The sequence below is a fragment of the Actinoplanes sp. NPDC051475 genome (genome assembly GCF_040689425.1).
Classification (GTDB): domain Bacteria; phylum Actinomycetota; class Actinomycetes; order Mycobacteriales; family Micromonosporaceae; genus Actinoplanes.
Genome location: NZ_JBFAZZ010000012.1, coordinates 99571 through 120779, shown reverse-complemented (window position 1 = coordinate 120779; position 21209 = coordinate 99571). Strand labels below are relative to the sequence as shown.

The following is a 21209-nucleotide window of genomic DNA, read 5'->3' as shown; positions in this document are numbered from 1 at the left end:
TACGCGAAGTGCCAGGATCGTCGGATGAGTTCCTTCGAAGACCGTTCGAGTGATCCGTACGGCGGCCGGGCCCCGACCAGTCACGAGCGGATGACGGGTCTGCCGTGGGATGCGTCGTACCAGCAAGGGCCCGCGCCTTGGGACGTCGGCCGGCCGCAGCCGGCGGTGGTGCGTCTCGCCGATGAGGGCAGGTTTTCCGGATCGGTGCTCGACGCGGGCTGCGGAACCGGGGACAACACCCTCCACCTCGCCTCCCTGGGGCTGCCGGTGCTGGGCGTGGACGTCGCCGAGACGGCACTCGCGATCGCCCGGGAGAGGGCCGGCGACCGTGGGGTCGAGGTCGAGTTCGGCGTGGCCGACGCGTTCCGCCTGGAGCGGTTGGGGCGCACCTTCGACACGGTCCTGGACAGCGGACTTTTCCACACCTTCGACCCTGAGGAGCGCCCCCAGTACGTGGCGAGCCTGGCCTCGGTCACGAAGCCCGGAGGAACGCTCTTCGTGCTCTGCTTCAGCGACCAGGGTCCCGACACCGGCCCGCACCCGGTCGGGCAGGACGAGCTGGGGGCGGCGTTCCATCCCGGCAGCGGATGGCGGGTCGCTGCCGTCGAGGCGGACCGGGTTCAGACGAGATACCACTCCGACGGCGCGCCGGCCTGGCTCGCGACGATCGAGCGAACCTGACGTTCCGCGCCATCGGAAGCCGGGTTCGCCGCGAATCTCCCCAATGGACGGTTGCCCGCTCGGCGAATCGCGGCAGCGGGCCCTTCTTCGGGAATGATTCCGATTTGGGTGGGTATTCCGCCCGTTCTTGAGATCCATTTCGGGAACGATGTCGACGGCCTTTAGTCTGATTCATCGTACCGTCTCTTTCTCGAGTCGTCCTTCGGACACCCATTCATATAGATGGATCTATAGGCTCCTTTTATCGAATGGCTCTCGAGAAAGGGAAGCCGCAATGAGATCAATCGTCAGATCGGTGATCGTGACGGGGGCAAGCCTCGCTCTGACGGTCGCCGGCGCGGTGGCCGCGCAGGCCCAGCCGTCCGCGGGGGCGTCCGGAAACGTCAGCACCGTCGCCCGGACGTCCGACGGCAAAGCGGTCACCGACCGGGCCGCGATCGCTGCGGTCGACGCGTTCTGGACCCCGGAGCGCATGGCCGCCGCCGTGGATCTAAACCTGAAGGTTCCGGACTCCGCGGGCACCGGTGCCCCGGCGGCGCCGCAGGGCAAGTCGGGCAGCGTCGCCCCGGCCCTGCCCAAGCTCGGGCTGGCCGCGCTGAACCAGTCCATCACTGTCGGCAAGGTGTACGTCTCGGTGCCCGGCGGCACCGGTCAGTGTTCGGCGAGCGCGCTGAACAGCGGAAAGCGCCGGCTGGTCATCACGGCGGGGCACTGCGTGCACGCCGGTGCCGGGGGCGGCTGGTACTCCAACTTCATTTTCGTTCCCGGCAAGCGGCAGGCCAGCGAGCCGGTCGGCCGGTTCGTCGCGGGGAACCTGACCACCCGTACTGCGTGGATCAACAGCAGCAACAGCGATGAGGACATGGCCATCGCGATCATGAACAACGGTGGCATCTACGGTGCCAAGGTCGTCGACACGGTCGGCGGCAACGGGCTGCGGTGGAACTGGGGTTACTCGGTCGCCGTGACCATTCTCGGCTACCCCGCCGCCGGTGGGTTCCCGGGCGACGTCCAGTACTTCTGCCAGGGCACCACGTGGAACGGCCACAACCAGCAGGTGCGGGCCTGGTGCAACATGACCCAGGGCTCGAGCGGCGGACCGTGGCTGCAGGAATACAACGATCAGAACGGTCTCGGCTACACGAACAGCGTCGTGAGCCACCGGCACGACGACCCGAACCAGATGGACGGGCCGTATTTCGACGACGACATCAAGAGCCTCTACGACTACGCCGAGGGATTGTCGCCCGCGTGACGATCGGTCGGTGAATCAGGAGACCCCGGCAACGGCGCCGGGGTCTTCCCCGCGGATCGAAAAAGAATCATGGGAACGGTGGGCGGAAGAATGCCGTCTCAGCCGGCATGACTACCAGACGGTGGCACTTCCTGGCGGTGGTGACGATCATGGCGATGACGGGATGCGGTGGCCAGAGTGATGCGGCGGCGCCCCCGCCGGCGGCCTCCCAGCTCTGGGAGCGGACGTTCGTCTCGGCGGAGGACCCCGGCGCGAATCTCGTCCCGGGCACCCGCGTGCGGCTGACGTTCCGGCCGGGCACCCTGACGGCCGAGGGTGGCTGCAACCATCTCACCGGCAAGCTCACGGTCGAGGGCGACCAGCTCGTCGTGACGGATGTCGGCGGCACGCTGATGGCCTGCTCGCCGGAGCTGATGGAGCAGGACGCCTGGTTGACCGCCTTCCTCCAGGCGCGTCCCCGCTGGGAACTGGACGGCGGCACGCTCGTGCTGAGCAGCGGGACCGACCGGCTTCGCCTGGTCGACGTACGTTCCGCGGAGCCGGACCGGCCGCTGTCCGGGACTCGCTGGTCGCTGGAGTCGCTGCTCGAGGGCTCAGCGGCCTCCTCCGTCCCGGCCGGAGCCGAGGTGCACCTGACGCTCGGCGACGGCCGGGTGAAGGGTGCGACGGGCTGCAACGAGTTCGACGGCGCGGCGTCCGTGGGGCAGGGCACGATCTCCTTCTCGCCCCTCACCACCCGGGCACGGAAATGCGCTCAGCAGCTCGAGGCGCTGGACGAGGCCGTCCGGAGCCGGCTCAGCGGGCAGGTTTCCTTCCGCATCACGGGCGACACTTTGGTGCTTACCGGTACGGATGGCAGAGGGATGGAATTGCGCGCCGCCTCGTGAACCCGGGCTACCCGGTCACTTCCACGTAGCGGGTCGCTCCGTCGGCCCGCGCGCGGATCACTTCGGCCAGCAATGCGCGGTGTATCGGCGGCAGCATGGTGTGCGCTTCTTCGGCTGTCACGAACGCGTGGTCCGCCAATTCGTCGGGGCTGAGCTCGATCGCGGCCCGTTGAGCGGCGGGGAGGATACCGCCGTCGAAGACGAAGAACAGCTTGCCGTCCGGCCCGTCGGGCGTCCACGCGACGACCAGCAGGGGGCCGATCGGCGGCGTGAGGCTCAGTTCCTCGCGCACTTCCCGAACGCAAGCAGCCCGAGGGGTTTCGCCCGCATCGACGCCGCCGCCGGGCAGATTCCAGAAGTCCTTGTACACCGGATCGACGAGCAGCACGCGGCCGTCGTCGTCGAAGAAGATCGCGCCGGAGGAGACGCGGGGCCGGGCGGGCGCGGTGTCGGGCACGACGGGAGAATTCCGTTTCGCATGGGCGACCGGTGACGCCGGATCGGCGCCACCGGTCAGGGTGTGGATCAGGACATCACCAGAGAATTCCAGGCTGCGGGATCTCCGCGCCGACGGCGAAGAAGTCGTGCCACTTCCATCCGGTGCCGAGGAAGCTGCTGCCGGTGGAGCGGGCCACGTAGACATCCGCGGCCGCACCGCGGGTGAAGGTCACGATATCGGTACGCCCATCGCCGGTGAAGTCGCCGGTGCCGGGGATCTCGGAGCCGACGGCGAAGTAGTTGTGCCATTTCCAGCCCGTACCCGAGAAAGAGGATCCGGTGGAGAGGGCGACGTAGACGTCCGCAGCCGAGCCACGGGTGAAGGTCACGATGTCGTCGCGCCCGTCGTTGTTGAAGTCACCCACGGAGGGCAGTTCGCTGCCGACGGCGAAGTAGTTGTGCCATTTCCAGCCCGTACCCGAGAAAGAGGATCCGGTGGAGAGGGCGACGTAGACGTCGGCGGCTGTGCCGCGGGTGAAGGTGGCGATGTCGTCGCGGCCGTCGCCGTTGAAGTCGCCGACGGCGGGGATCTCGGCCCCGGCGGCGAAGTAGTTGTGCCACTTCCAGCCCGTACCCGAGAAAGAGGATCCGGTGGAGAGGGCGACGTAGACATCGGCAGCGGCACCGCGGGTGAAGGTCGCGATGTCGTCGCGGCCGTCGCCGTTGAAGTCGCCGACGGCCGGGATCTCGGTGCCCGCGGCGAAGTAGTTGTGCCACTTCCATCCGGTGCCGACGAAACTCGACCCGGTGGAGAGGGCTACGTAGACGTCGGCGGCCGCGCCGCGGGTGAAGGTGGCGATGTCATCGCGCCCGTCACCGTTGAAATCGCCCACCAACGGTGTCTCCGTGCCGGCCGCGAAATAGTCATGCCATTTCCAGCCGGTACCCACGAAACCCGCGCCGTTGGACAGGGCCACGTACACGTCGGCGGAGGAACCGCGGGTGAAGGTCACGATGTCGTCGCGCCCATCGCCGTTGAAATCCCCGGCGACGCCGCTGAATCCGCCACCGGCGGGCGGTGCCGCCGCGGCGGACGTAGCGGGAATCTGGACGATCATCGTGACGGCGGCGACCGCCGACAGGGTGACAAGACGCGTAACCGAAAACATTGTGCTCCCCGTTTCTGTCTGAACATTTGGCCTGACAGTTGACTGTGAATCGGCACAAAACTAACCCGATCCGGACCGATCGGTATCTTTGAGTCCGGTAGCTGTCTGGACCCAATAAAAGCCACATCCCGCACAGGCCGGAGGTAGGCTGGCGCGCCGTTGAACGCATCGCGCCCGCCGTACGTGTGACAAACACGGCGACCGCCACATCCGGCACACATAGGTACCGATCGATCGATATGCTGTGGTGTCGCGGCGACGGGGAGGCAAGATGCCGGACGGTATCCAGATAGACACCGAGCAGGTGGGCGAGTTCGCGCAGGGCATGCGCGCGGAGGCCGACAAGGGCTTCGCCTCGGCCGCCGACCGCGGTGCCGACCTGCACCAGCACGGGGTGGTCTTCGGGGCGAGGATCCCGGGAGACACGGTGCTCGACGCAAAGCGCCGCTATGCGGAGGCGCTGGCGAACACGGATGCCAACCTGCGGGCGTACAAGCAGATGGCCATGATCTTCGCGGACGTGGCGGAGAAGATCGCCAAGGAGTTCGCCACCGCCGACATCTCATCGGAGGCGGCGCAGCGTCGAATTGACGCACTGCTCCAAGGGGCCGTCGTCGAGGCCGGCGAGGTCAAAGACGGAAGGGCCATCTGATGGCGGGCGCGAACTGGGACGCGTACAACCTGCCGGCCATCTGGTCGATGCTCAAGCAGGAGAACGCCTGCACCGGTGCGGACCGCGTCCTGTCTTGGGACGGACTTGCTCACGACGTCCGCACCCAGCATCGTCGCCTGCTCGACGCGAGCGAAAGTCTGGCGGCGGTGTGGTCGCCGGACAAGAACGCTTCGGCTCGCATCTTCCTGGAGCGCATGAACGTCCTGGCTGAATCCATGGCGCACACGCTGACCCGTGCCGAGGACACGCGCGCCGGACTGCGGGGGATCCTCGAGGCCCTCAGCGAGGCGCAGGCCGCCGTTCAGCCCTGGGTGGAGGTGCGCCAGGAGGTCAGTGACGACCTCATTCCCCGCTGGGCGGACCACGCCGAGGACGAATACGACGACAAGGCCCGTCAGGCGATGCGCAAGGCGGAAGCCGCCATCGCGGACCACAGCACTCAGATCCAACCCCCTGAGCTCTATGACCCCGGGCGTCGACGGGGAGGCTCTGACCAGCCCATCGGGGGCGACGGCACGGGGACCGACGGACACGGAACCGGATCCTCCGACGGGTCGGGTTCGCACGCCTCCGCAGGGTCGGTTCGAGCGACGCCGATCTCGGTACCGGTACCGCACGATCCGCCTGTGGAGACACGTATTCCGGGCAGCGGCGGCGAGCTGCCGCTGGGCACAGGACCATCGACCGCGGATTCTCGCGGCACAGGCATCGACCTTGCCGGTGTTCTTCCGGCGCCTTCCACGGTGCCCGCACCTGTCGCGGGCCCTGGCATCCCTCCCGTGGCGGCTGCGCCCGGTGGCTTGGGTGGAGGGGCGTTGCCCGGATCGGTGATCGGCGGCGGTGGGCTCTTCGGTGTCACGCCGGGGATGGGCACCGGTGGTGCCCTTACGCCGGTGCCTCTCGGCGGTGGAGCGCCGAGAGGACGGCAGGCCGTTCCGGTGCGGACCGCGATGCCGTCAGGCACCGTTCTCGGGGCGCCGTCGACGGGAGCCAGGTCCCCGAGCGCAGCCCGGGGCGGCGGCGTCGGGGGGCGGGGAACGGCGGGTCAGCCGCTCGCTCAGACGGCTCCGGGTCAGCGCGGACGCAGAAGTGATGCCGTCAGCGAGTCGATCGACGGCAAGGCGGATCAGGCGTGGGACGTGCTGCACGGCGTCGAGCCTGTAATCGCTCCGGACACCCGTCCGGCGCGCCACGACCCCGGCCCCGGCGTGATCGGCCTGTCCTCGTGACCTTCGCGTGGCGCGCGGGTCGGACCACAGGATCCCTGCTGGTGGCAGCGGCGTTGGTCGGGTTGACGGCGGTCCCGGCCGCCGCCGACCCGATCCGGGACCGGCAGTGGTACCTCACGGCACTCCAGGTGAGCCGCGCCCACGGTCTCACCGAGGGACGCGGTGTGACGGTCGCGGTGATCGATACCGGCGTGGACGCCGGGCATCGCGATCTGGCCGGTGCGGTGATGCCGGGCCTCGACGTCTATCCGAATGCCAAGGGTGACGGCAGGGAGGACCTCGCCGGCCATGGCACGGAGATGGCCGGCATCATCGCCGCCCGAGGCCACAGCACCTCGGACGGCGTGCTGGGGATCGCCCCTGCGGCCAAGATCCTGCCGATCCGTGCGCCCATCGACGGCTACGCCAGCTCCGGCTACATGCGCGAAGCGGTCGCTTTCGCGAAGAAGCAGGGCGCCGATGTGATCAACATGTCGTTCGGCACAAGTGACGACGTCCCGCTGCGGGAGGCGGTTCGCGCCGCCCAGGCCGCCGACATCGTCCTCGTCGCAGCGTCGGGGAACAAGGGCGCCCCGGGGGATGACTATCCGGGAAAGTACCCGGAGGTCCTGACCGTCGGCGCGACGGACCGCAACGGCAAAGTCGCCGAGCTTTCGGTGACCGGGTCCCAGGTCGACCTCACCGCACCGGGCGTGGACATCGCCACGACGGGTATCTACGGGTCCGGCTATCAACAGGGCAGCGGCACGAGTCAGGCGACGGCGGTGGTCAGTGGAGCGGCCGCTCTGATCCGTGCGAAGTTCCCCGACCTCAGCGCGGCCGAGGTGGCGCACCGGCTGACCGCTACCGCTACCGACGCGGGAGCCCCGGGACGCGACGACAGTTACGGCTACGGACGCCTCGATCTCGTGAAGGCGTTAACCGCCGCCGTTCCCCCGCTCGCGGCGTCATCCCCCTCGACGGAGGGGAAGCAGGCGCCCGCTAGGGAAGCCGAGGCGGAGCCGGCTAAGCGCGTGAGTCCCCTGCTGTTCGCAGGCGGGGCCGCCATCGTCGTGCTGCTCATCGGCGGGCTCGTCGTCGGCCTCATGCTCAGACGCCGGCGCTAGTCGATCGCGATGGTGTGGAAGGCGGCTGCGGTGTTGAAGACCCGAACCCCTGTCGTGCCACCTGCACCAGCACGGGTGGTCTTCGGGGCGAGGATGCCGGGAGACACGATGCTCGACGCGAAGCGCCCCTACGCGGGGCGAACAAGCCGGGTGCGGACGGCCGTTCAGTGACGGCTCAGCCGCTGCCGAATTAGGCGGCGCCGCAGAATCGGAGCCGCAGGGCGCCGCGGACGATGATTCGATCGAGGGCAAGGCCGATCAGACCTGGGACGTGGAGCGTGGCGTCGCGCCGGTCATCGAGCCGGACAGGCGCAAGCCCCGCCACGATCCGGGTCCAGGCATCATCGGTTTGTCGCGGTGAACTACTCCAGCACTTGCCGCGTCGTATTCGCAGTCGCGGCAACGCTGGCTCTGGTGGGGTTGGACGGCCGCCCCGGCCGCCGCCGATTCGATCAGGAGCCGGCAGTGGCATCTGTCGGCGCTCGAGATCGGCAAGGTGCACGAGCTCACTCGAGGTGCTGGGGTCACTGTCGCGTTGATCGACACGGGTGTCGATGCCAAACATCCGGACCTGGCCGGTGCCGTGCTGCCCGGTGTCAATCTGCTGCCCCGAGCCACTGACGACGGCCGTAAAGACCTCGAGGGCCATGGCACGACCATGGCCGGCATCATTGCGGCACGCGGAAGGGGTCGGGAGAACGGCGTACTCGGCATCGCGCCCGCCGCCAAGATCCTGCCGATCACCGGTGCGATCGACGGCTTCGGTACGAGCGACTTCATGACCGAAGCGGTCGCCTTCGCCAAGGAACGCGGCGCTCGGGTGATCAACATGTCGTTCAGTGCCGGCGATGACCGCGTCCTGCACGACGCCATCCGCGCGGCGCAGGCGGCCGACATGGTGCTCGTCGCCGGGGCGGGAAACCGTAGCGATGTCGGCAACGGCTTCCCGGGCAAGTGATCCGAGGTCCTCACCGTGGGCGCTACCGACCGCACCGGCAACGTCGCGGGGTTCTCCGAGACGGGTCCGCAGGTGGATCTCACCGCACCCGGCGCGGACATCGTCAGCACCGGCATCTACGAATCGGGCTATCACGAGGGAAGCGGCACGAGCGAGGCGACGGCGGTGGTCAGCGGGGCCGCCGCGCTGATCCGCGCGAAGTTCCCCCAACTCAGCGCGGTCGAGGTCGTTCATCGCCTGACTGCCACGGCGACGGACGCCGGCGCACCGGGCCGCGACGACTCCTACGGCTACGGGCGCCTCAACCTACTGAAGGCCCTGACCGCTGACGTGCCCCCACTCCCGGAGGCTTCCCCTTCGACGGTTGGAAAGCAGACGGACGAAGCCGGAAGCGAACCGGTGAAGCGGGTGAGCCCGCTAGTGTTCGCCGGTGGAGCCGCCGTCGTCGTGCTGCTCATCGGCGGTCTCGTCGTCGGCCTCATGCTCAAGCGGCGGCATTAGTCGAGCGTGATCCGATCAAGACGGCGCGTCCTATGCTCGGACGCATGGTTCGCCGCTCGGGAGTGTTGCTCTCCGTCCTTTGTCTTGTGATCGCCGGCCTTTCGCTGCCCGCCGGGGCGAAGGACCCGGTCGGCGCGCTCCTTGCGCGCATGTCGCTCGCCGAGAAGGTCGGGCAGATGTTCGTTTCCTACGTGTACGGACGCAGCGCCGCAACCGCTTCGCCCGCCAATACCAGTCTCTACGGTGTGGCGACTCCGGCCGAGGTCGTGGCGAAGTACCACCTCGGGGGCATCATCTACTTCTCGTGGAGTGACAATCTCGCCGACCCCGGGCAGATCGCCGGGCTTTCCAACGGGTTGCAGCGGGCCGCCGTGGCCGACACCGGGATCCCGTTGCAGATCAGCACCGATCAGGAGGGCGGCGTCGTCAACCGGATCGGTGCGCCGCTCGCCGTGTCGCCCGGCAACATGGCGATCGGTGCCACGTTCCGGCCGCGGGAGGCGTACGGGGCGGCCCGGGTGAGTGGCACAGAGTTGCGGGCGCTCGGGATCAATGTGGTGGATGCGCCTGTCGTGGATGTGAATACCAATGCTCGGAATGCCGCCGATGGGCCTCGTGCTTTCGGTGACCGTACTCGTCAGGTGTCGCTCTTCGGGGGTGAGGCCGTCGCCGGGTATCGGGCCGCCGGGATCGGGGCGCAGGCCAAGCATTTTCCTGGGCTGGGGGACACCACCGTCAATACCGACAACGGGGTCGCCGTCACGGACGAGTCGCGGGAGCAGATTCTGGCTACGCATGTGCCGCCGTTCCGGGCGGCGATCGCGGCCGGGGTGCAGAGCGTCATGGCCGCGCACATCGTCGCTCCGGCGCTGGATCCGAGCGGGCGGCCCGCCAGTTTGTCGCGGCCGATCGTCACCGGGCTGCTGCGCGAGCAGCTGCACTTCGACGGGGTCGTGATCACCGACGCTCTGGACGCCGCGGCGCTGAACGACATTCCCGCCGACCGGATCGTGCTCGACGCCGTCGATGCCGGGGTCGATCAGTTGCTCATGCCCAAGGACGTGCCCGGCGCCATCCGTACCGTGCTGGACGCTGTGGACCAGGGCACTGTCAGCGAGGCGCGGATCGACCGGTCCGTGCGGCGGATCCTACGGATGAAGCTGGGGCTGGGGCTGTTCGACGACCCGTACGTGCCTGAGCAGCCCGTCGTCGGAACGCCCGAGCACCTCGACGTCATGGCGGGGATCGCCGCCGGCTCCATCACCCGGCTGCGCGACGCCGCGCTGCCCCTGGAGGCCGGTCGCAGCGTGCTGGTCACCGGGTGGGGTGTGGGTACCACCACCAACCTCACCAATGCCCTGACCGCGCGGGGGATCACCGTGACCCGGCTGTACACCGGATCGCCGAACGCCGACGTCATCGCCCAGGCCGTCGCCGCCGCCCGGGGTGCCGATTTGACCGTGGTGACCACGTACAACGCGTGGGGCGACGTCAATCAGCAGAATCTCGTCGCGGCGCTGCTGGCCACCGGCAAGCCGATCGCCGTCGCCGCGGTGGGCGGGCCGTACGACATCGCGTACTTCCCGGGGGCGAGCACGTATCTGGCCGCGTACGGATATCAGATGCCCTCGATCGTCGCCCTGGCCGACGTTCTCACCGGGCGGCAGGCGGCCCGGGGCCGCCTGCCGGTCACGATTCGCAGTGCCGACGGACGCGAAGTGCTTTTCCGGTACGGAACGGGTAGGGGGTGATCAGGCAAGTCCGATCGAAGGGAGACCCGATGAGTGTCGCGGCAGACCCGGCCACCGTCGACCAGTGCCTGCGCGCGGGTGCCGGCTTTTCGCAGGGCGACCGTGAGTGGATCGCGGAGCAGTTCGTCACGCTGGACGCCCGGCTCGCCACGTTTCCGGCCGAGACCACCGAGCTCGAGGTCTCGGTGAAGGACCGGGAGGCCCGGGGCCAGAAGGTCACGCTGGAGTGCTGGATCGCCGGGCGCGAGAAGATCGTCACGACGTCGGCTCTGGAGGACCTGCACGCGGCCCTGCACGACGTTCGCGACGACCTGCGCCGGCGCCTGAACGACCAGAAGACCAAGCAGGAGCCGCGCCACAACCGGCACCTGCGTGCGGGGCTCACCGACCTAGCGCAGGACCCGGAACCAGAGGTCTGACGAGTGCGGCACCTCCGCGGAGCGGATGCGTTCCAGCTTCACGGAGGTGCCGTCCTCCCGCTCGTACAGCCGGGTGCCCGCCCCCAGCATGATCGGGGCGATGCCCACCAGGATCTCGTCGAGCACGCCCGCCGCCAGGCACTGCCGGGCCACGTCGGCGCCGAGCACGTTGACGTACTTGCCGCCCGCGGCCTCCTTGGCCAGCGCGACCGCCGTCGCGAGGTCGCCGGCGAAGGCCACCCCCGGCCACGGTACGGAGGGCCGGTGATGGGTGAGCACCACCTCGGGCCCCGACCACGCCCCGCCGAACGCCTGCCCCTCCGCCGGGGTGTCACGGTACGGGTCGTCGCCACGGAACGTCCGGTTGCCGACGAGGATCGCGCCGATGTCCCGCACGAGCTCGTCGATCAGCGGGTTCGGACCCAGGTACGGCGTCATCCACGCCATGTCGCCGTCGGGCCCCGCGATGAAGCCGTCCAGGGACATGGTGGCCGAGTACAGCAGCTTTGACATCCGGACATCACAACATGGCGCCGCGGGCGGTGCTGCGTACTCTTCTCGCCGTGACGAAAGCGGGAACCGGTAACGATCTACGCATCCTCGTCTGCGGAGCTGGCAGCGCCGGAACGGTCGGTGAGGTGGTCGGCGCGGCCGTCGCCCGCGGTTGGAGCGTCGACATCACCGCCACGGCGAACGCGGTTTCGATGATCGACGCCCCCGCCCTGGCCCGCATCAGCGGGCGGCCGATCCGCACGACCTACGAGTACGCGCCCGACGGCACGCGGGTCTCGCCGGTAGCGGATGCGCTGCTCGCCGTGCCGGCGACGTTCAACACCATCAACAAGCTCGCGCTGGGTATCGCGGACACGTATCCGCTGAGTTCGGTGGCCGAGGTGATCGGGCGGGGCGTGCCGGTCGTCGTGGTGCCGGCGGTCAACGCGGCCCTCGCGGCTCGAACCCCGTACCGGCGGGCGGTGGCGAACCTGCGGGAGGAGGGCGTGCGCTTCGCCGGCGACGGGCTCGAAGGACTGGACCTCCTCGAGGAAGTGCGGCGGCGAGGCCGTACCGCGATGCATTGAACGGAAGATCGACAGTGCTTCCGGGGCGGGTTCATAGAAGTTCGGCCAATCTTTCTTCGTTTACAAGAATGAACGCTCGGCGCGGCGGAAATTTGTGGCGGCCGGCCGGCGTGGTTCGCACAGTGGGGTATGAGCCTGATCCTCGCGCCCGGAACCGCTTGGAACGATGTTCTCGCCCGGGTGACGGCCGCCGCCCCGGAGGCGTTCTCAGCCGGCCGGCTGCGCAATCTGTGCGCCGGCAGGTGGCAGGACAGCGGCGCGCCGGCGGACGTGCGTACCCCTGTGGACGGGTCCGTGATCGCTCAGGTCTCCCGGGTCGACGCGGTGAACGCGGCCGATGCGGTGCAGGCCGCCGCGCGGTCCCATCACCGGTGGGCCGTGACCCCGCTCGCCGAGCGCCGGGCCCGGGTCGCGGCGGCCGTCGAGGCGCTGGCCGTGCACCGGGATCTGCTCGCGCTCATCCTCGCCTGGGAGATCGGCAAGCCGTGGCGGCTCGCCTGCGCCGACGTCGACCGGGCGCTGGACGGCGTGCGCTGGTACGCCGAGCAGATCGAACGGCAGGTCGCCGGGCGGGAGCCGCTGCCCGGCCCGGTCAGCAACATCGCCTCGTGGAACTACCCGATGAGCGTGCTGGTCCACGCCGAGCTCGTGCAGCTGCTCGCGGGCAACGCGGTGATCGCCAAGACGCCGTCGCAGGGCGGCGCGGTCTGCCTGACCCTGGCGCACGCGTTGATGGTCCGGGCCGGCCTGCCCGTCACCCTGCTCTCCGGCAGCGGCGAGGAGCTCTCCGAGGTGCTCGTCACCGCCCCGGAGATCGGTGCCGTGGCCTTCGTCGGCGGGCGGTCGAACGGCGGCAAGGTCGCCGGCGCGCTGCTCGACTCCGACAAGCGGCACTTCATCGAGCAGGAGGGGCTCAACGCGTGGGGGATCTGGGAGTTCTCCCAGTGGGACCTGCTCGCCGGGCACCTGCGCAAGGGTTTCGAGTACGGAAAGCAGCGCTGCACCGCGTACCCCCGCTTCGTGGTGCAGCGCGACCTCGTCGACGCCTTCCTGGACGTCTACCTGCCCGTGGTGAAGTCGGTACGGTTCGGGCACCCGCTCGCCGTCGAGCGGGCCGGCGACCCGCTGCCGGAGCTCGACTTCGGGCCGCTGATCAGCGCCGCGAGGGCCGCTGGGCTGCGCCGGAAGGTGGATGAGGCGATCAAGGGCGGGGCGGTGCCGCTGTACCGGGGCGCTGCGGAGCGGGGGCGGTTCCTCGACGGGCAGGACATCGGCGCGTATGTCGGCCCGACGGCGCTGCTGGCCCCGCCCGGACGTTCCCGGCTCATGCATTCGGAGCCGTTCGGGCCGGTCGACACCATCATCGTGGTCGACACCGAGCACGAGCTGCTGGCGGCGATGAACGCGAGCAACGGGGCGCTGGTGGCGAGCCTGGCCGTCGACGACGAGGAGCTGGCCGCGAAACTCGCTCAGGACGTGCAGGCGTACAAGGTCGGTATCAACAAGCCGCGCTCGCGGGGCGACCGGGAGGAGACCTTCGGCGGGCGCGGCGCGTCCTGGAAGGGTGCCTTCGTCGGCGGTGACCTGCTGGTTCAGGCCGTCACCGTGGGGGCGCCGGGGGAGCGGCTGTACGGCAACTTCCCCGACTACACGAGCTTCCCGCCCACGCCGTAACCTCGGACGGCGTGCCCAGGACCTTGCGGATCACCACCCGGAACGCCACCTTCCAGCAGTGGCAGGCGCTGCTCGGCAACCGCACCAAGCGGCAGCGCGCGGGCGAATTCCTCGTCCAGGGCGTACGCCCGATCTCGCTGGCCGTCGAGCACGGCTGGGAGATCCGGGCGCTGCTCACCGCCGAGGGTCCCGGGCTGTCCCGGTGGGCGCGCGACCTGATCGAGACGGCCGGCGCGCCCCGGGCGCTGCTCTCCGCCGCGCTCCTGGGCGAGCTGGGCGGCAAGGACGAGGAGGCGCCCGAGCTGGTGGCCGTCGTGGGGCTGCCCGGCGACGACCTGGCCCGGGTGCCCGTACGCCCGGACCTGCTGGTCGTGGTCTTCGACCGGCCCACGACCCCGGGCAACATCGGCACGCTGGTGCGCTCGGCGGACGCGTTCGGGGCGACGGGCGTGATCGTCACCGGGCACGCCGCCGACCCGTACGACCCGAAGGCGGTGCGCGCCTCCACCGGCTCGCTGTTCGCCCTGCCCGTGGTGCGGGTGCCGAGCCATCGGGAGGTGCTGGAGTGGGTGGGTGCTGTGGGCGTACCCGTGCAGGTCGTGGGCACCGACGAGCGCGGGCCGGTCGACATCGCCGAGCATGACCTGACCGGGCCGACCGTGCTGGCCGTCGGTAACGAGACGCAGGGCCTGAGCGCCGCCTGGCGCGACGCCTGTGACCGGATGGTGCGGATACCCATCACCGGGGCGGCGAGCTCGCTCAACGCCGCCTCAGCGGCGACCGTCGCCCTTTACGAGGCGGCTCGGCAAAGGCGATCCAGATGACACTTGCTCACATGTCAGGAGGGTGCTGCCGAAGGGACAGGTGTGCATTTCTCGAATCTGAGCGTCGGTAGGCGCCTCGGCGCGTCCTTCCTGGTCCTGGTCCTGCTCATCGTGGTCGCCGCCGCCGCCGGCTGGCGGGGCATGAACCAGCAGAGCGACTCCCAGCGCCGCGTGGCCGTCCTGGAGAAGCTTCGCAGCCAGATCCAGGACGTCGAGTACTACGCCGCCGACCTCTCCGGGTGGCAGTCCCTGTGGGTCAACGACGTCGCCGCTTACGGGTTCGACTACCTGAGCGGGGAGGACGAGTTCAACCGCCAGGGGCTGCTGGACTCCAAGGACTCGGTCTACGAGCTCCTGACCAAGATCGACACCAAGAACCTCACCGAGCCCGAGCGGGCGACGTTCGCCAAGCTCAAGCCGGCCTGGGACGACTTCTTCGCCTGGGACGACAAGATGCTGAAGTGGCTCGAGGCGGACGACAGCCAGGCCACCCTCCGCAAGGTCATGGACAGCATCAACGACGGCGACGCGGCCGACTCGTGGGGCTTGGTGCTCGACGTCACCAGCGAGCTCTACAAGTCCGTCCGTACGCGGGCCGAGAAGGTGAGTGCCGATGCGGCGGACGTCCGCAAGACGAGCGAGGAGGTGCTCGGGGGCACGCTCGTGCTCGCCCTGCTCCTGGCGGGACTGCTGGCCATCTGGGCGACCCGTTCGGTGGTCGGTCCGCTCGCCGTCGTGGTCACCGCGCTCGGCCGCCTGGCCCGGCGTGACCTCACCGTCCGTACCGACCTGAAGCGCCGCGACGAGCTGGGCCGGCTCGGCGAGGCGCTGAACACCACCGCGGAGTCGCTGCGGGACACCGTCTCCGCGATCGCCGGGCACGCCGGCACGATCGCCGCCGCCTCCGGTGACCTCTCGCGGATCTCCGGCCGGGTCGCCGAATCCAGCGAACACGTCGACTCCCAGGCGGTCGCGGTCGCCCGGGCGGCCGGTGACGTCTCCGGCAACGTCCGGACCCTCGAGGCGGGCAGCCGGGAGATGGGCTCCGCCATCGACGAGATCAGCCGCAACGCAGGCGAGGCGGCCCGGGTCGCCGCCGAGGCGGTCACCGTCGTCGACAAGACCAACGTCAGCGTCGGCAAGCTGGGCGTGTCGTCCGCCGAGATCAGCGCCGTGGTGGGCCTGATCACGTCGATCGCCGAGCAGACCAACCTGCTCGCCCTCAACGCCACCATCGAGGCGGCCCGTGCCGGCGAGATGGGCAAGGGGTTCGCGGTGGTCGCCGGCGAGGTCAAGGACCTGGCGCAGGAGACCGCGAAGGCGACGGAGACCATCGGCCGGCTGGTGCAGACCATCCAGGCCGACACCGGCGACGCGGTCGGGGCGATCGCGCAGATCAGCAGCGTGGTGGCCCGGATCAGCGACTACCAGACCCAGATCGCCGCGGCGGTCGAGGAACAGACCGCGACCACCGGCGAGATGGGCCGCAACGTGGCCGAGGCGGCGCAGAGCAGCCGGGAGATCGCGGCGAACATCGCCGGCGTCTCGACCGCGGTCGGTGAGACCACCACCGTGGTGCGGGAGGCCCAGGTCTCGGCCGACGACCTGGCCCGTACGAGCGCCGAGCTGGAGAAGCTGGTCGCCGCGTTCACCGTCTGACCGGAACCGGGTCTGGGCGGCGCCCGGCCGTGATGGAATCGGGTGATGCGGATGACGTTGGACGCCGACGCCGACGCGGCGTACATGGAGATCGCGAGCGCTGAGCACCGGTCCGTGGAGAACATCACCGTGGACCGGCCGGACGGGATGATCGTGCTGGATTTCGACGCCGACGGTCACCTGCTCGGCGTCGAGGTGCTCGGCGCGCAGCGGCTGCTGGGGCCGGACATCCTCGCGGACGCGGACCGGCTGTAGCGGCCGCGATGGGCAGTGACCCGGCCCCGCCCGTCCCCCTGCGTCGCGTCCTCGCCGCTGCCGGCCGGACGCCGACCGGCGCCCGGCTCGCCGCACCGGCGCTGCTCGGGGCGGCCTCCGGTGCCGCGGCCACCTACGGCTGCCTCCGGGATTCCGGCGCGCTCCGGATCGTCATGCTCGTTGCCGGCGCCGCCGGCATCCTGCTGGCCGTCGGGTTCGCCGCCGTCGTGCTCCGGCGCGTCCGGCACGACGCCGCGCTGATCGTCCGGGCGGTGAAGGCGGTCGGCGACGGGGACTTCAAGGAACGGGCGCTGCCCGGGGGAAGTGACGAGCTGGGCGACGTCGGCCGGGCCGTCGACGCGGCGCGGTCGCGGATGCTCGCCCGCAAGGGCCGGCAGCGCGAGCTCCAGGCCACCCGCGAGGAGCAGTTCCAGGTCGGTTTCCAGCATCAGAAGCAGGCCGAGTTGCGGCTGCGGGAACGCGCGCAGGCCGTCATCGACGAGTCCACCTCCGTGATCGCCGAGGAGTTGCGCGAGGTCACCGACCAGGTCGCCGAGGTACGCCGGGCCGCCGACACCATCGACGGCGGCATCGCGGCCACCGACGCGGCGACCTCCGCGGTGGTGGACCACGCCCGCCGGGCGGAAGAGGTCATCGCGTCTCTCGAGCAGAGCCTGCGCCGGGTCGCCTCCACCGCCCAGCTGGTGCAGGGCATCGCCGGGCAGACCCGGCTGCTGGCCCTCAACGCGACGATCGAGGCGGCCCGTGCGGGCGAACTGGGCCTGGGCTTCACGGTCGTGGCCGACGAGGTGAAGGACCTGGCCACCAGCACCGCGGACTCCACCGAGCAGATCGCCGCGACCATCGCCGAGCTGGAGCGCGACACCGCGCTGATGGCCGGCACCATCGCCGCGATGGTCGCCGGGATCGGCGGCGTCGGTGCGGCGGCCACCTCGCTGCGGGCGGTCGCCGCCGACCAGGGCACCGTCGTCGGCCGGCTCAGCGAGCGGGTGGGCCTGACCATCGACCGGGTCGAGGGCATGTCGGGCCTCGCAGCCCAGCTCGAACGCCGCCAGGCGGAGCGGGTGACCGCGGCCGGGACGGTCCGGCTGCTCCGGCGCGGCAGCGACCCGGTCGAAGCGTCGCTGATCGACATGAGCAGCGGTGGGCTGCGGGTCCGGCCCCTGGATGCCGGCCTGGCCGTCGGGGAGCTGGTCGAGGTCGACGGGCTCGGCCGGCCGGACGATCCCATCCCGGTCCGGGCGCGCGTCGAGAGCCTGCGCGGCGGCGCCGGGAACGACGAGGCCGGGCTCCAGCTCATGATCACCGACGGGCGGACCGCCGAGCGGATCGACCGCTACCTGGAAGAACTCACCCGCGCCGGCGCGCAGCGGGTGCCGTGAAACCCCGGACGTAGCGGCGCTGCCAAGGCGTCTCCACCGCTCGGCGGTCATAGCGGTCACGGACGTAGGCGACGGCCTCCCCGGGCGCCACGCCGTCGAGGACCGCGAGGCAGGCCAGCGCCGTTCCGGTGCGGCCACGCCCCCCGCCGCAGGCGATCTCCACCCGCTCGCCGGCCGCCCGCTGCCACGCCTCGCGCAGGACCACCGCGGCGGCGTCGCGGTCGGCCGGAAGCCGGAAGTCGGGCCAGCGCAGCCACCGGCTCTCCCAGGCCACCGCCGGGGGAGCGGTGCCCAGCAGGTACACGCCGAACCGGGGCTCGGCGCCCGGCGGCACCGGCCGGCGCAGGGCACGACCGCGGACGAGCCGCCCGGACGGCAGGTGCAGCACGCCGGGCGCCGCCGGATCCCAGCCCTCGTCGGTCGCCACCCGCCTATTGTGCTCGCCTGGTCGGTGCCGGATCGCTACGCTCGGCGGCGTGCACAGCATCAGCCGCGACCGACGCCGGACCATCACCCCCCGGTTTGGCTAGCAGCTGCTGAGCTAGCACGTGTCCTCCCGGCGGGTCGTCCGCCGGTGTCGCCGGCTCCCGGCCGGCCCGCCTCCCCGCCGTACCGTCGATGGGTTGGCCATGAATCTCGAAGCTCTGCTCTCCGCGCGGCTCGCGCCCGCGCTCGCCGAGGTCGCGCAGGCGACCGTCGATCCCGCCGTGCGGCGCTCGCAGCACGCCGACTTCCAGTCCGGGGCGGTGCTGCCGCTCGCTCGCCGGCTGGACCGCTCGCCCCGCGACCTCGCCGCCGAGGTGGTCGCCCGGGCCGGCCTCGCCGGGATCGCGACCGCCGAGGTGTCCGGGCCGGGCTTCCTCAACCTGACGGTCGCCGACGAGCTGATCGCGTCCGCCCTCGACGACGTGAGCGCCGACGCCCGGCTCGGTGTCGCGCAGACGAAGCAGCCGCGGACCGTCGTCGTGGACTACTCGGCGCCGAACATCGCGAAGGAGCTCACCGTCGGGCACTTGCGCTCGACCGTGATCGGCGACGCGCTCGCCCGTACGCTGGAGTGGCTGGGCCACGACGTCGTCCGCGCCAACCACGTCGGGGACTGGGGCACCGCCTTCGGCATGCTCATCGAGCACCTGCTCGACGTGGGCGCGACCGGGATCTCGCAGGCCGGCGACCTCACCGCGTTCTACCAGGCGGCTCGCGCCGAGTTCGACGACAGCAAGGAGTTCCGGACGCGGGCACGGCTGCGCGTCGTGCGGTTGCAGGCCGGCGACGAGGAGACGCTGGCGTTGTGGCGCACGCTCGTCGCGGAATCGCAGCGCTACCTGTTGGAGGCGTACGAGCGGCTCGGGGTGACCCTCACGGCGGTCGACTTCGCCGGGGAGAGCGGCTACCAGGGCATGCTGGCGTCCGTCGTCGACGAGCTCGACGCCAAGGGCCTGCTCGTCGAGAGCGACGGCGCGCTGTGCGCGTTCCCGGCCGGCTTCACCGGTCGCGACGGCGGGCCGCTGCCGCTGATCGTGCGCAAGAGCGACGGCGGATTCGGGTACGCGGCCACCGACCTCGCCGCCCTGCGCCACCGGGTCCGCGACCTCGGCGCCACCCGGCTGCTCTACGTGGTCGGCGCGCCTCAGCGGACGCACTTCCAGATGGTCTACGCCGTCGCCGCGCAGGCCGGCTGGCTGCCCGAGGGCGTCACCGCCGAGCACGTCGCCTTCGGCTCGATCCTGGGCACCGACGGCAAGATGTTCCGCAGCCGGTCCGGCGACTCGGTCAAGCTCTCGGCCGTGCTCGACGAGGCGGTGGCCCGGGCCTCCGTGCGGAATCCCCGCCCGGCGATCGCCGCCGCGGTGGGCATCGGCGCGATCAAGTACGCCGACCTGGCCGGCGACCGCATGTCCGACTACGTGTTCGACTGGGACCGGATGCTCGCCCTCACCGGCAACACCGGGCCTTACATGCAGTACGCGTACGCCCGGATCCGCTCGATCCTGGACCGCGCCGGACAGTTCCACCCGTCGGTGCGGATCGGCCATCCCTCCGAGCGGGCGCTGGCCCTGGAGCTGCTGGCGTTCGAGCCGGTGGTGGAGTCCGTCGCCGCCACCCTCGAGCCGCACCGGCTGGCCGCCCACCTGTACGGGCTCGCGTCGCTGTTCAGCGTCTTCTACGAGCAGTGCCCGGTGCTCAAGGCGGCGGACGGCGTACGCGAAAGCAGGTTGTCGCTCTGTCTGTTGACCGGGCGCACCCTGCGGCGGGGCCTCGACCTGCTGGGAATCGCCACCCCCGCACAGCTCTAAGAGGGCCGGCCCTCTTCCTTGACGACGCCGAGCAGGGGTGGGTTCGTGCCCGCCGGATCCCAGGTGGGACCGGTGGCGCGGGCCCACTCCAGGCGGCCGAAGCCCGGCCAGATCCGCTGGGTCAGCGCCCGGCTGGCGTGCACCCGCTGGTTGGCCCGGCGGCGGCGCTCGGCCAGGACTGCGGTCAGGAACATCCACGGCGGCACCCCGGGCGGGACCGGCTGGGCGATCCGCTCGCTCATCTCGGCGGCCAGCCCGTTCGCGAAGCGCCCGTTCATCGGCTGCCGGATGTCCGCCGCCCGGGCCAGGTAGTGCCGGGCGGCCAGGGCCAGGTCGTCGTCGAGATTCGTCAGATCCAGCTTCGCGGCCCAATCGGCGAGCTGCGGCGGCATCGCGGGCACCCAGCCCCACGGTGCGGGGGACCGCTCGTGGATCACGAATGTGCCGGCCGCCAGGTCGCCCAGGCGCCGGCCCTGCGGCGAGAACAGCATCGTGGTCAGCGCTACGGCCCAGGTGAACGGTGGGAAGAGCAGCCCGGGCCACTCGACGGCGACCCCGACGAGGCTGCGGACCAGGGCGTGGCGTACCCGGATCGGGCCGCCGTCCTCCCGGACCACGCGCAGGCCCATCGCCCGCTTGCCGAGGCTGCGGCCGTTGCTGAGCGTCTCCACCACCGTCGGGTACGCGACGAAGACCAGGATCACCGAGGCGGTCGCGAGGGCCTCGATCAGCGCCTCGTCGACCGAGCTGCCGAGCAGCGACGAGCTGATCGCCCCGGTGAGCGTGAACAGGATCAGACCGAGCAGCACCTGCACGACCATGTCGAGCAGCAGCGCCAGCCCCCGCGAGCCGATCCGGGCATGCCGGACGTCGACCTCCACGGCCTCGCCGTTGACGAGCTGCTCACCCCGTCCGCCGGTCGCCGGCACCGCCATCGTCACGCGTGTAGTT

At 70.7% G+C, this 21209-nt stretch carries 20 protein-coding genes and 1 pseudogene; 16 read left to right on the top strand and 5 right to left on the bottom strand.

Annotated elements, in window-relative coordinates; translation table 11 throughout:
* Positions 1-24: 24 nt before the first annotated feature.
* From AB0368_RS24455 to AB0368_RS24445, 3 genes are all read left to right on the top strand, one after another.
* The gene (locus AB0368_RS24455; protein ID WP_366156273.1) at positions 25-681 is read left to right on the top strand and encodes a class I SAM-dependent methyltransferase; all 657 of its coding nucleotides are present in this window, start codon (positions 25-27) and stop codon (positions 679-681) included.
* Between the two features lie 274 nt (positions 682-955).
* The gene (locus AB0368_RS24450) at positions 956-1936 is read left to right on the top strand and encodes a hypothetical protein (protein ID WP_366156272.1); all 981 of its coding nucleotides are present in this window, start codon (positions 956-958) and stop codon (positions 1934-1936) included.
* 107 nt (positions 1937-2043) lie between these two features.
* Positions 2044-2823, top strand: a complete 780-nt coding sequence (locus AB0368_RS24445; protein WP_366156271.1) for an META domain-containing protein — start codon at positions 2044-2046, stop codon at positions 2821-2823.
* A 7-nt stretch (positions 2824-2830) separates the two neighbouring features.
* On the opposite strand, the gene AB0368_RS24440 is transcribed toward AB0368_RS24445, so the two are convergent.
* Together AB0368_RS24440 and AB0368_RS24435 are read right to left on the bottom strand one after the other, a co-directional pair.
* A complete protein-coding gene (locus tag AB0368_RS24440; RefSeq protein ID WP_366156270.1) occupies positions 2831-3280 on the bottom strand; it encodes an NUDIX hydrolase in 450 nt (149 codons plus the stop codon).
* Between the two features lie 76 nt (positions 3281-3356).
* Positions 3357-4430 carry a VCBS repeat-containing protein gene (locus tag AB0368_RS24435; protein WP_366156269.1) on the bottom strand — a complete coding sequence of 358 codons (1074 nt, stop codon included), beginning with the start codon at positions 4428-4430 and terminating at the stop codon, positions 3357-3359.
* Between the two features lie 271 nt (positions 4431-4701).
* Between AB0368_RS24435 and AB0368_RS24430 the strand changes: the two genes are divergently transcribed.
* From AB0368_RS24430 to AB0368_RS24405, 6 genes and pseudogenes are all read left to right on the top strand, one after another.
* Positions 4702-5082: a hypothetical protein gene (locus AB0368_RS24430; RefSeq protein ID WP_366156268.1), complete on the top strand. Its 381-nt coding sequence runs from the start codon at positions 4702-4704 to the stop codon at positions 5080-5082.
* Complete coding sequence (locus AB0368_RS24425) at positions 5082-6332, top strand: hypothetical protein (RefSeq protein ID WP_366156267.1); 1251 nt, start codon at positions 5082-5084, stop codon at positions 6330-6332. The genes AB0368_RS24430 and AB0368_RS24425 overlap by 1 nt, the downstream gene beginning before the upstream one ends.
* A complete protein-coding gene (gene mycP / locus AB0368_RS24420; RefSeq protein ID WP_366156266.1) occupies positions 6236-7438 on the top strand; it encodes a type VII secretion-associated serine protease mycosin in 1203 nt (400 codons plus the stop codon). Before AB0368_RS24425 ends, mycP begins: the two co-directional genes overlap by 97 nt.
* Before the next feature lie 496 nt (positions 7439-7934).
* Positions 7935-8897, top strand: a pseudogene (locus AB0368_RS24415) (S8 family serine peptidase).
* A gap of 86 nt (positions 8898-8983) precedes the next feature.
* On the top strand, positions 8984-10648 hold the full coding sequence (locus AB0368_RS24410) for a glycoside hydrolase family 3 N-terminal domain-containing protein (protein WP_366156265.1): 1665 nt from the start codon (positions 8984-8986) through the stop codon (positions 10646-10648).
* A gap of 29 nt (positions 10649-10677) precedes the next feature.
* Positions 10678-11067, top strand: a complete 390-nt coding sequence (locus tag AB0368_RS24405; protein ID WP_366156264.1) for an HPF/RaiA family ribosome-associated protein — start codon at positions 10678-10680, stop codon at positions 11065-11067.
* Here AB0368_RS24405 and AB0368_RS24400 read toward each other — a convergent pair.
* On the bottom strand, positions 11038-11580 hold the full coding sequence (locus tag AB0368_RS24400; RefSeq protein WP_366156263.1) for a dihydrofolate reductase family protein: 543 nt from the start codon (positions 11578-11580) through the stop codon (positions 11038-11040). The genes AB0368_RS24405 and AB0368_RS24400 overlap by 30 nt on opposite strands.
* A 50-nt stretch (positions 11581-11630) precedes the next feature.
* On the opposite strand from AB0368_RS24400, the gene AB0368_RS24395 reads away from it, so the two are divergent.
* The 6 genes from AB0368_RS24395 (at position 11631) to AB0368_RS24370 (ending at position 17961) form a co-directional block, all read left to right on the top strand.
* The gene (locus AB0368_RS24395; protein ID WP_366156262.1) at positions 11631-12146 is read left to right on the top strand and encodes a flavoprotein; all 516 of its coding nucleotides are present in this window, start codon (positions 11631-11633) and stop codon (positions 12144-12146) included.
* Positions 12147-12275: 129 nt separating this feature from the next.
* On the top strand, positions 12276-13820 hold the full coding sequence (locus tag AB0368_RS24390) for an aldehyde dehydrogenase family protein (protein ID WP_366156261.1): 1545 nt from the start codon (positions 12276-12278) through the stop codon (positions 13818-13820).
* A gap of 11 nt (positions 13821-13831) precedes the next feature.
* Entirely contained in the window at positions 13832-14644 is an 813-nt protein-coding gene (locus AB0368_RS24385; RefSeq protein WP_366156260.1) for a TrmH family RNA methyltransferase, read from the top strand.
* 42 nt (positions 14645-14686) lie between these two features.
* Complete coding sequence (locus tag AB0368_RS24380) at positions 14687-16303, top strand: methyl-accepting chemotaxis protein (RefSeq protein ID WP_366156259.1); 1617 nt, start codon at positions 14687-14689, stop codon at positions 16301-16303.
* A gap of 51 nt (positions 16304-16354) precedes the next feature.
* Entirely contained in the window at positions 16355-16558 is a 204-nt protein-coding gene (locus AB0368_RS24375) for a DUF2283 domain-containing protein (protein WP_366156258.1), read from the top strand.
* An 8-nt stretch (positions 16559-16566) separates the two neighbouring features.
* The gene (locus AB0368_RS24370; RefSeq protein WP_366156257.1) at positions 16567-17961 is read left to right on the top strand and encodes a methyl-accepting chemotaxis protein; all 1395 of its coding nucleotides are present in this window, start codon (positions 16567-16569) and stop codon (positions 17959-17961) included.
* On the opposite strand, the gene AB0368_RS24365 is transcribed toward AB0368_RS24370, so the two are convergent.
* Positions 17930-18388, bottom strand: a complete 459-nt coding sequence (locus tag AB0368_RS24365; RefSeq protein ID WP_366156256.1) for a protein phosphatase — start codon at positions 18386-18388, stop codon at positions 17930-17932. The two genes, AB0368_RS24370 and AB0368_RS24365, sit on opposite strands and share 32 nt — an antisense overlap.
* 202 nt (positions 18389-18590) lie before the next feature.
* Here AB0368_RS24365 and argS point away from each other — a divergent pair, with 202 nt between their 5' ends.
* Positions 18591-20258, top strand: coding sequence for an arginine--tRNA ligase (argS, locus tag AB0368_RS24360; RefSeq protein ID WP_366156255.1), 1668 nt, complete (start codon positions 18591-18593; stop codon positions 20256-20258).
* On the opposite strand, the gene AB0368_RS24355 is transcribed toward argS, so the two are convergent.
* Complete coding sequence (locus AB0368_RS24355) at positions 20255-21193, bottom strand: RDD family protein (RefSeq protein ID WP_366156414.1); 939 nt, start codon at positions 21191-21193, stop codon at positions 20255-20257. The genes argS and AB0368_RS24355 overlap by 4 nt on opposite strands.
* Positions 21194-21209 lie beyond the last annotated feature (16 nt).

Excerpts from the sequence above, each read along its gene's own strand:
- AB0368_RS24455 (WP_366156273.1), top strand. The coding sequence starts at position 25 with ATGAGTTCCTTCGAAGACCGTTCGAGTGATCCGTACGGCGGCCGGGCC.
- AB0368_RS24450 (WP_366156272.1), top strand. The coding sequence starts at position 956 with ATGAGATCAATCGTCAGATCGGTGATCGTGACGGGGGCAAGCCTCGCT.
- AB0368_RS24445 (WP_366156271.1), top strand. The coding sequence starts at position 2,044 with ATGACTACCAGACGGTGGCACTTCCTGGCGGTGGTGACGATCATGGCG.
- AB0368_RS24435 (WP_366156269.1), bottom strand. The coding sequence starts at position 4,430 with ATGTTTTCGGTTACGCGTCTTGTCACCCTGTCGGCGGTCGCCGCCGTC.
- AB0368_RS24430 (WP_366156268.1), top strand. The coding sequence starts at position 4,702 with ATGCCGGACGGTATCCAGATAGACACCGAGCAGGTGGGCGAGTTCGCG.
- AB0368_RS24425 (WP_366156267.1), top strand. The coding sequence starts at position 5,082 with ATGGCGGGCGCGAACTGGGACGCGTACAACCTGCCGGCCATCTGGTCG.
- AB0368_RS24405 (WP_366156264.1), top strand. The coding sequence starts at position 10,678 with ATGAGTGTCGCGGCAGACCCGGCCACCGTCGACCAGTGCCTGCGCGCG.
- AB0368_RS24400 (WP_366156263.1), bottom strand. The coding sequence starts at position 11,580 with ATGTCAAAGCTGCTGTACTCGGCCACCATGTCCCTGGACGGCTTCATC.
- AB0368_RS24390 (WP_366156261.1), top strand. The coding sequence starts at position 12,276 with ATGAGCCTGATCCTCGCGCCCGGAACCGCTTGGAACGATGTTCTCGCC.
- AB0368_RS24375 (WP_366156258.1), top strand. The coding sequence starts at position 16,355 with ATGACGTTGGACGCCGACGCCGACGCGGCGTACATGGAGATCGCGAGC.
- AB0368_RS24370 (WP_366156257.1), top strand. The coding sequence starts at position 16,567 with ATGGGCAGTGACCCGGCCCCGCCCGTCCCCCTGCGTCGCGTCCTCGCC.
- argS (WP_366156255.1), top strand. The coding sequence starts at position 18,591 with ATGAATCTCGAAGCTCTGCTCTCCGCGCGGCTCGCGCCCGCGCTCGCC.
- AB0368_RS24355 (WP_366156414.1), bottom strand. The coding sequence starts at position 21,193 with ATGGCGGTGCCGGCGACCGGCGGACGGGGTGAGCAGCTCGTCAACGGC.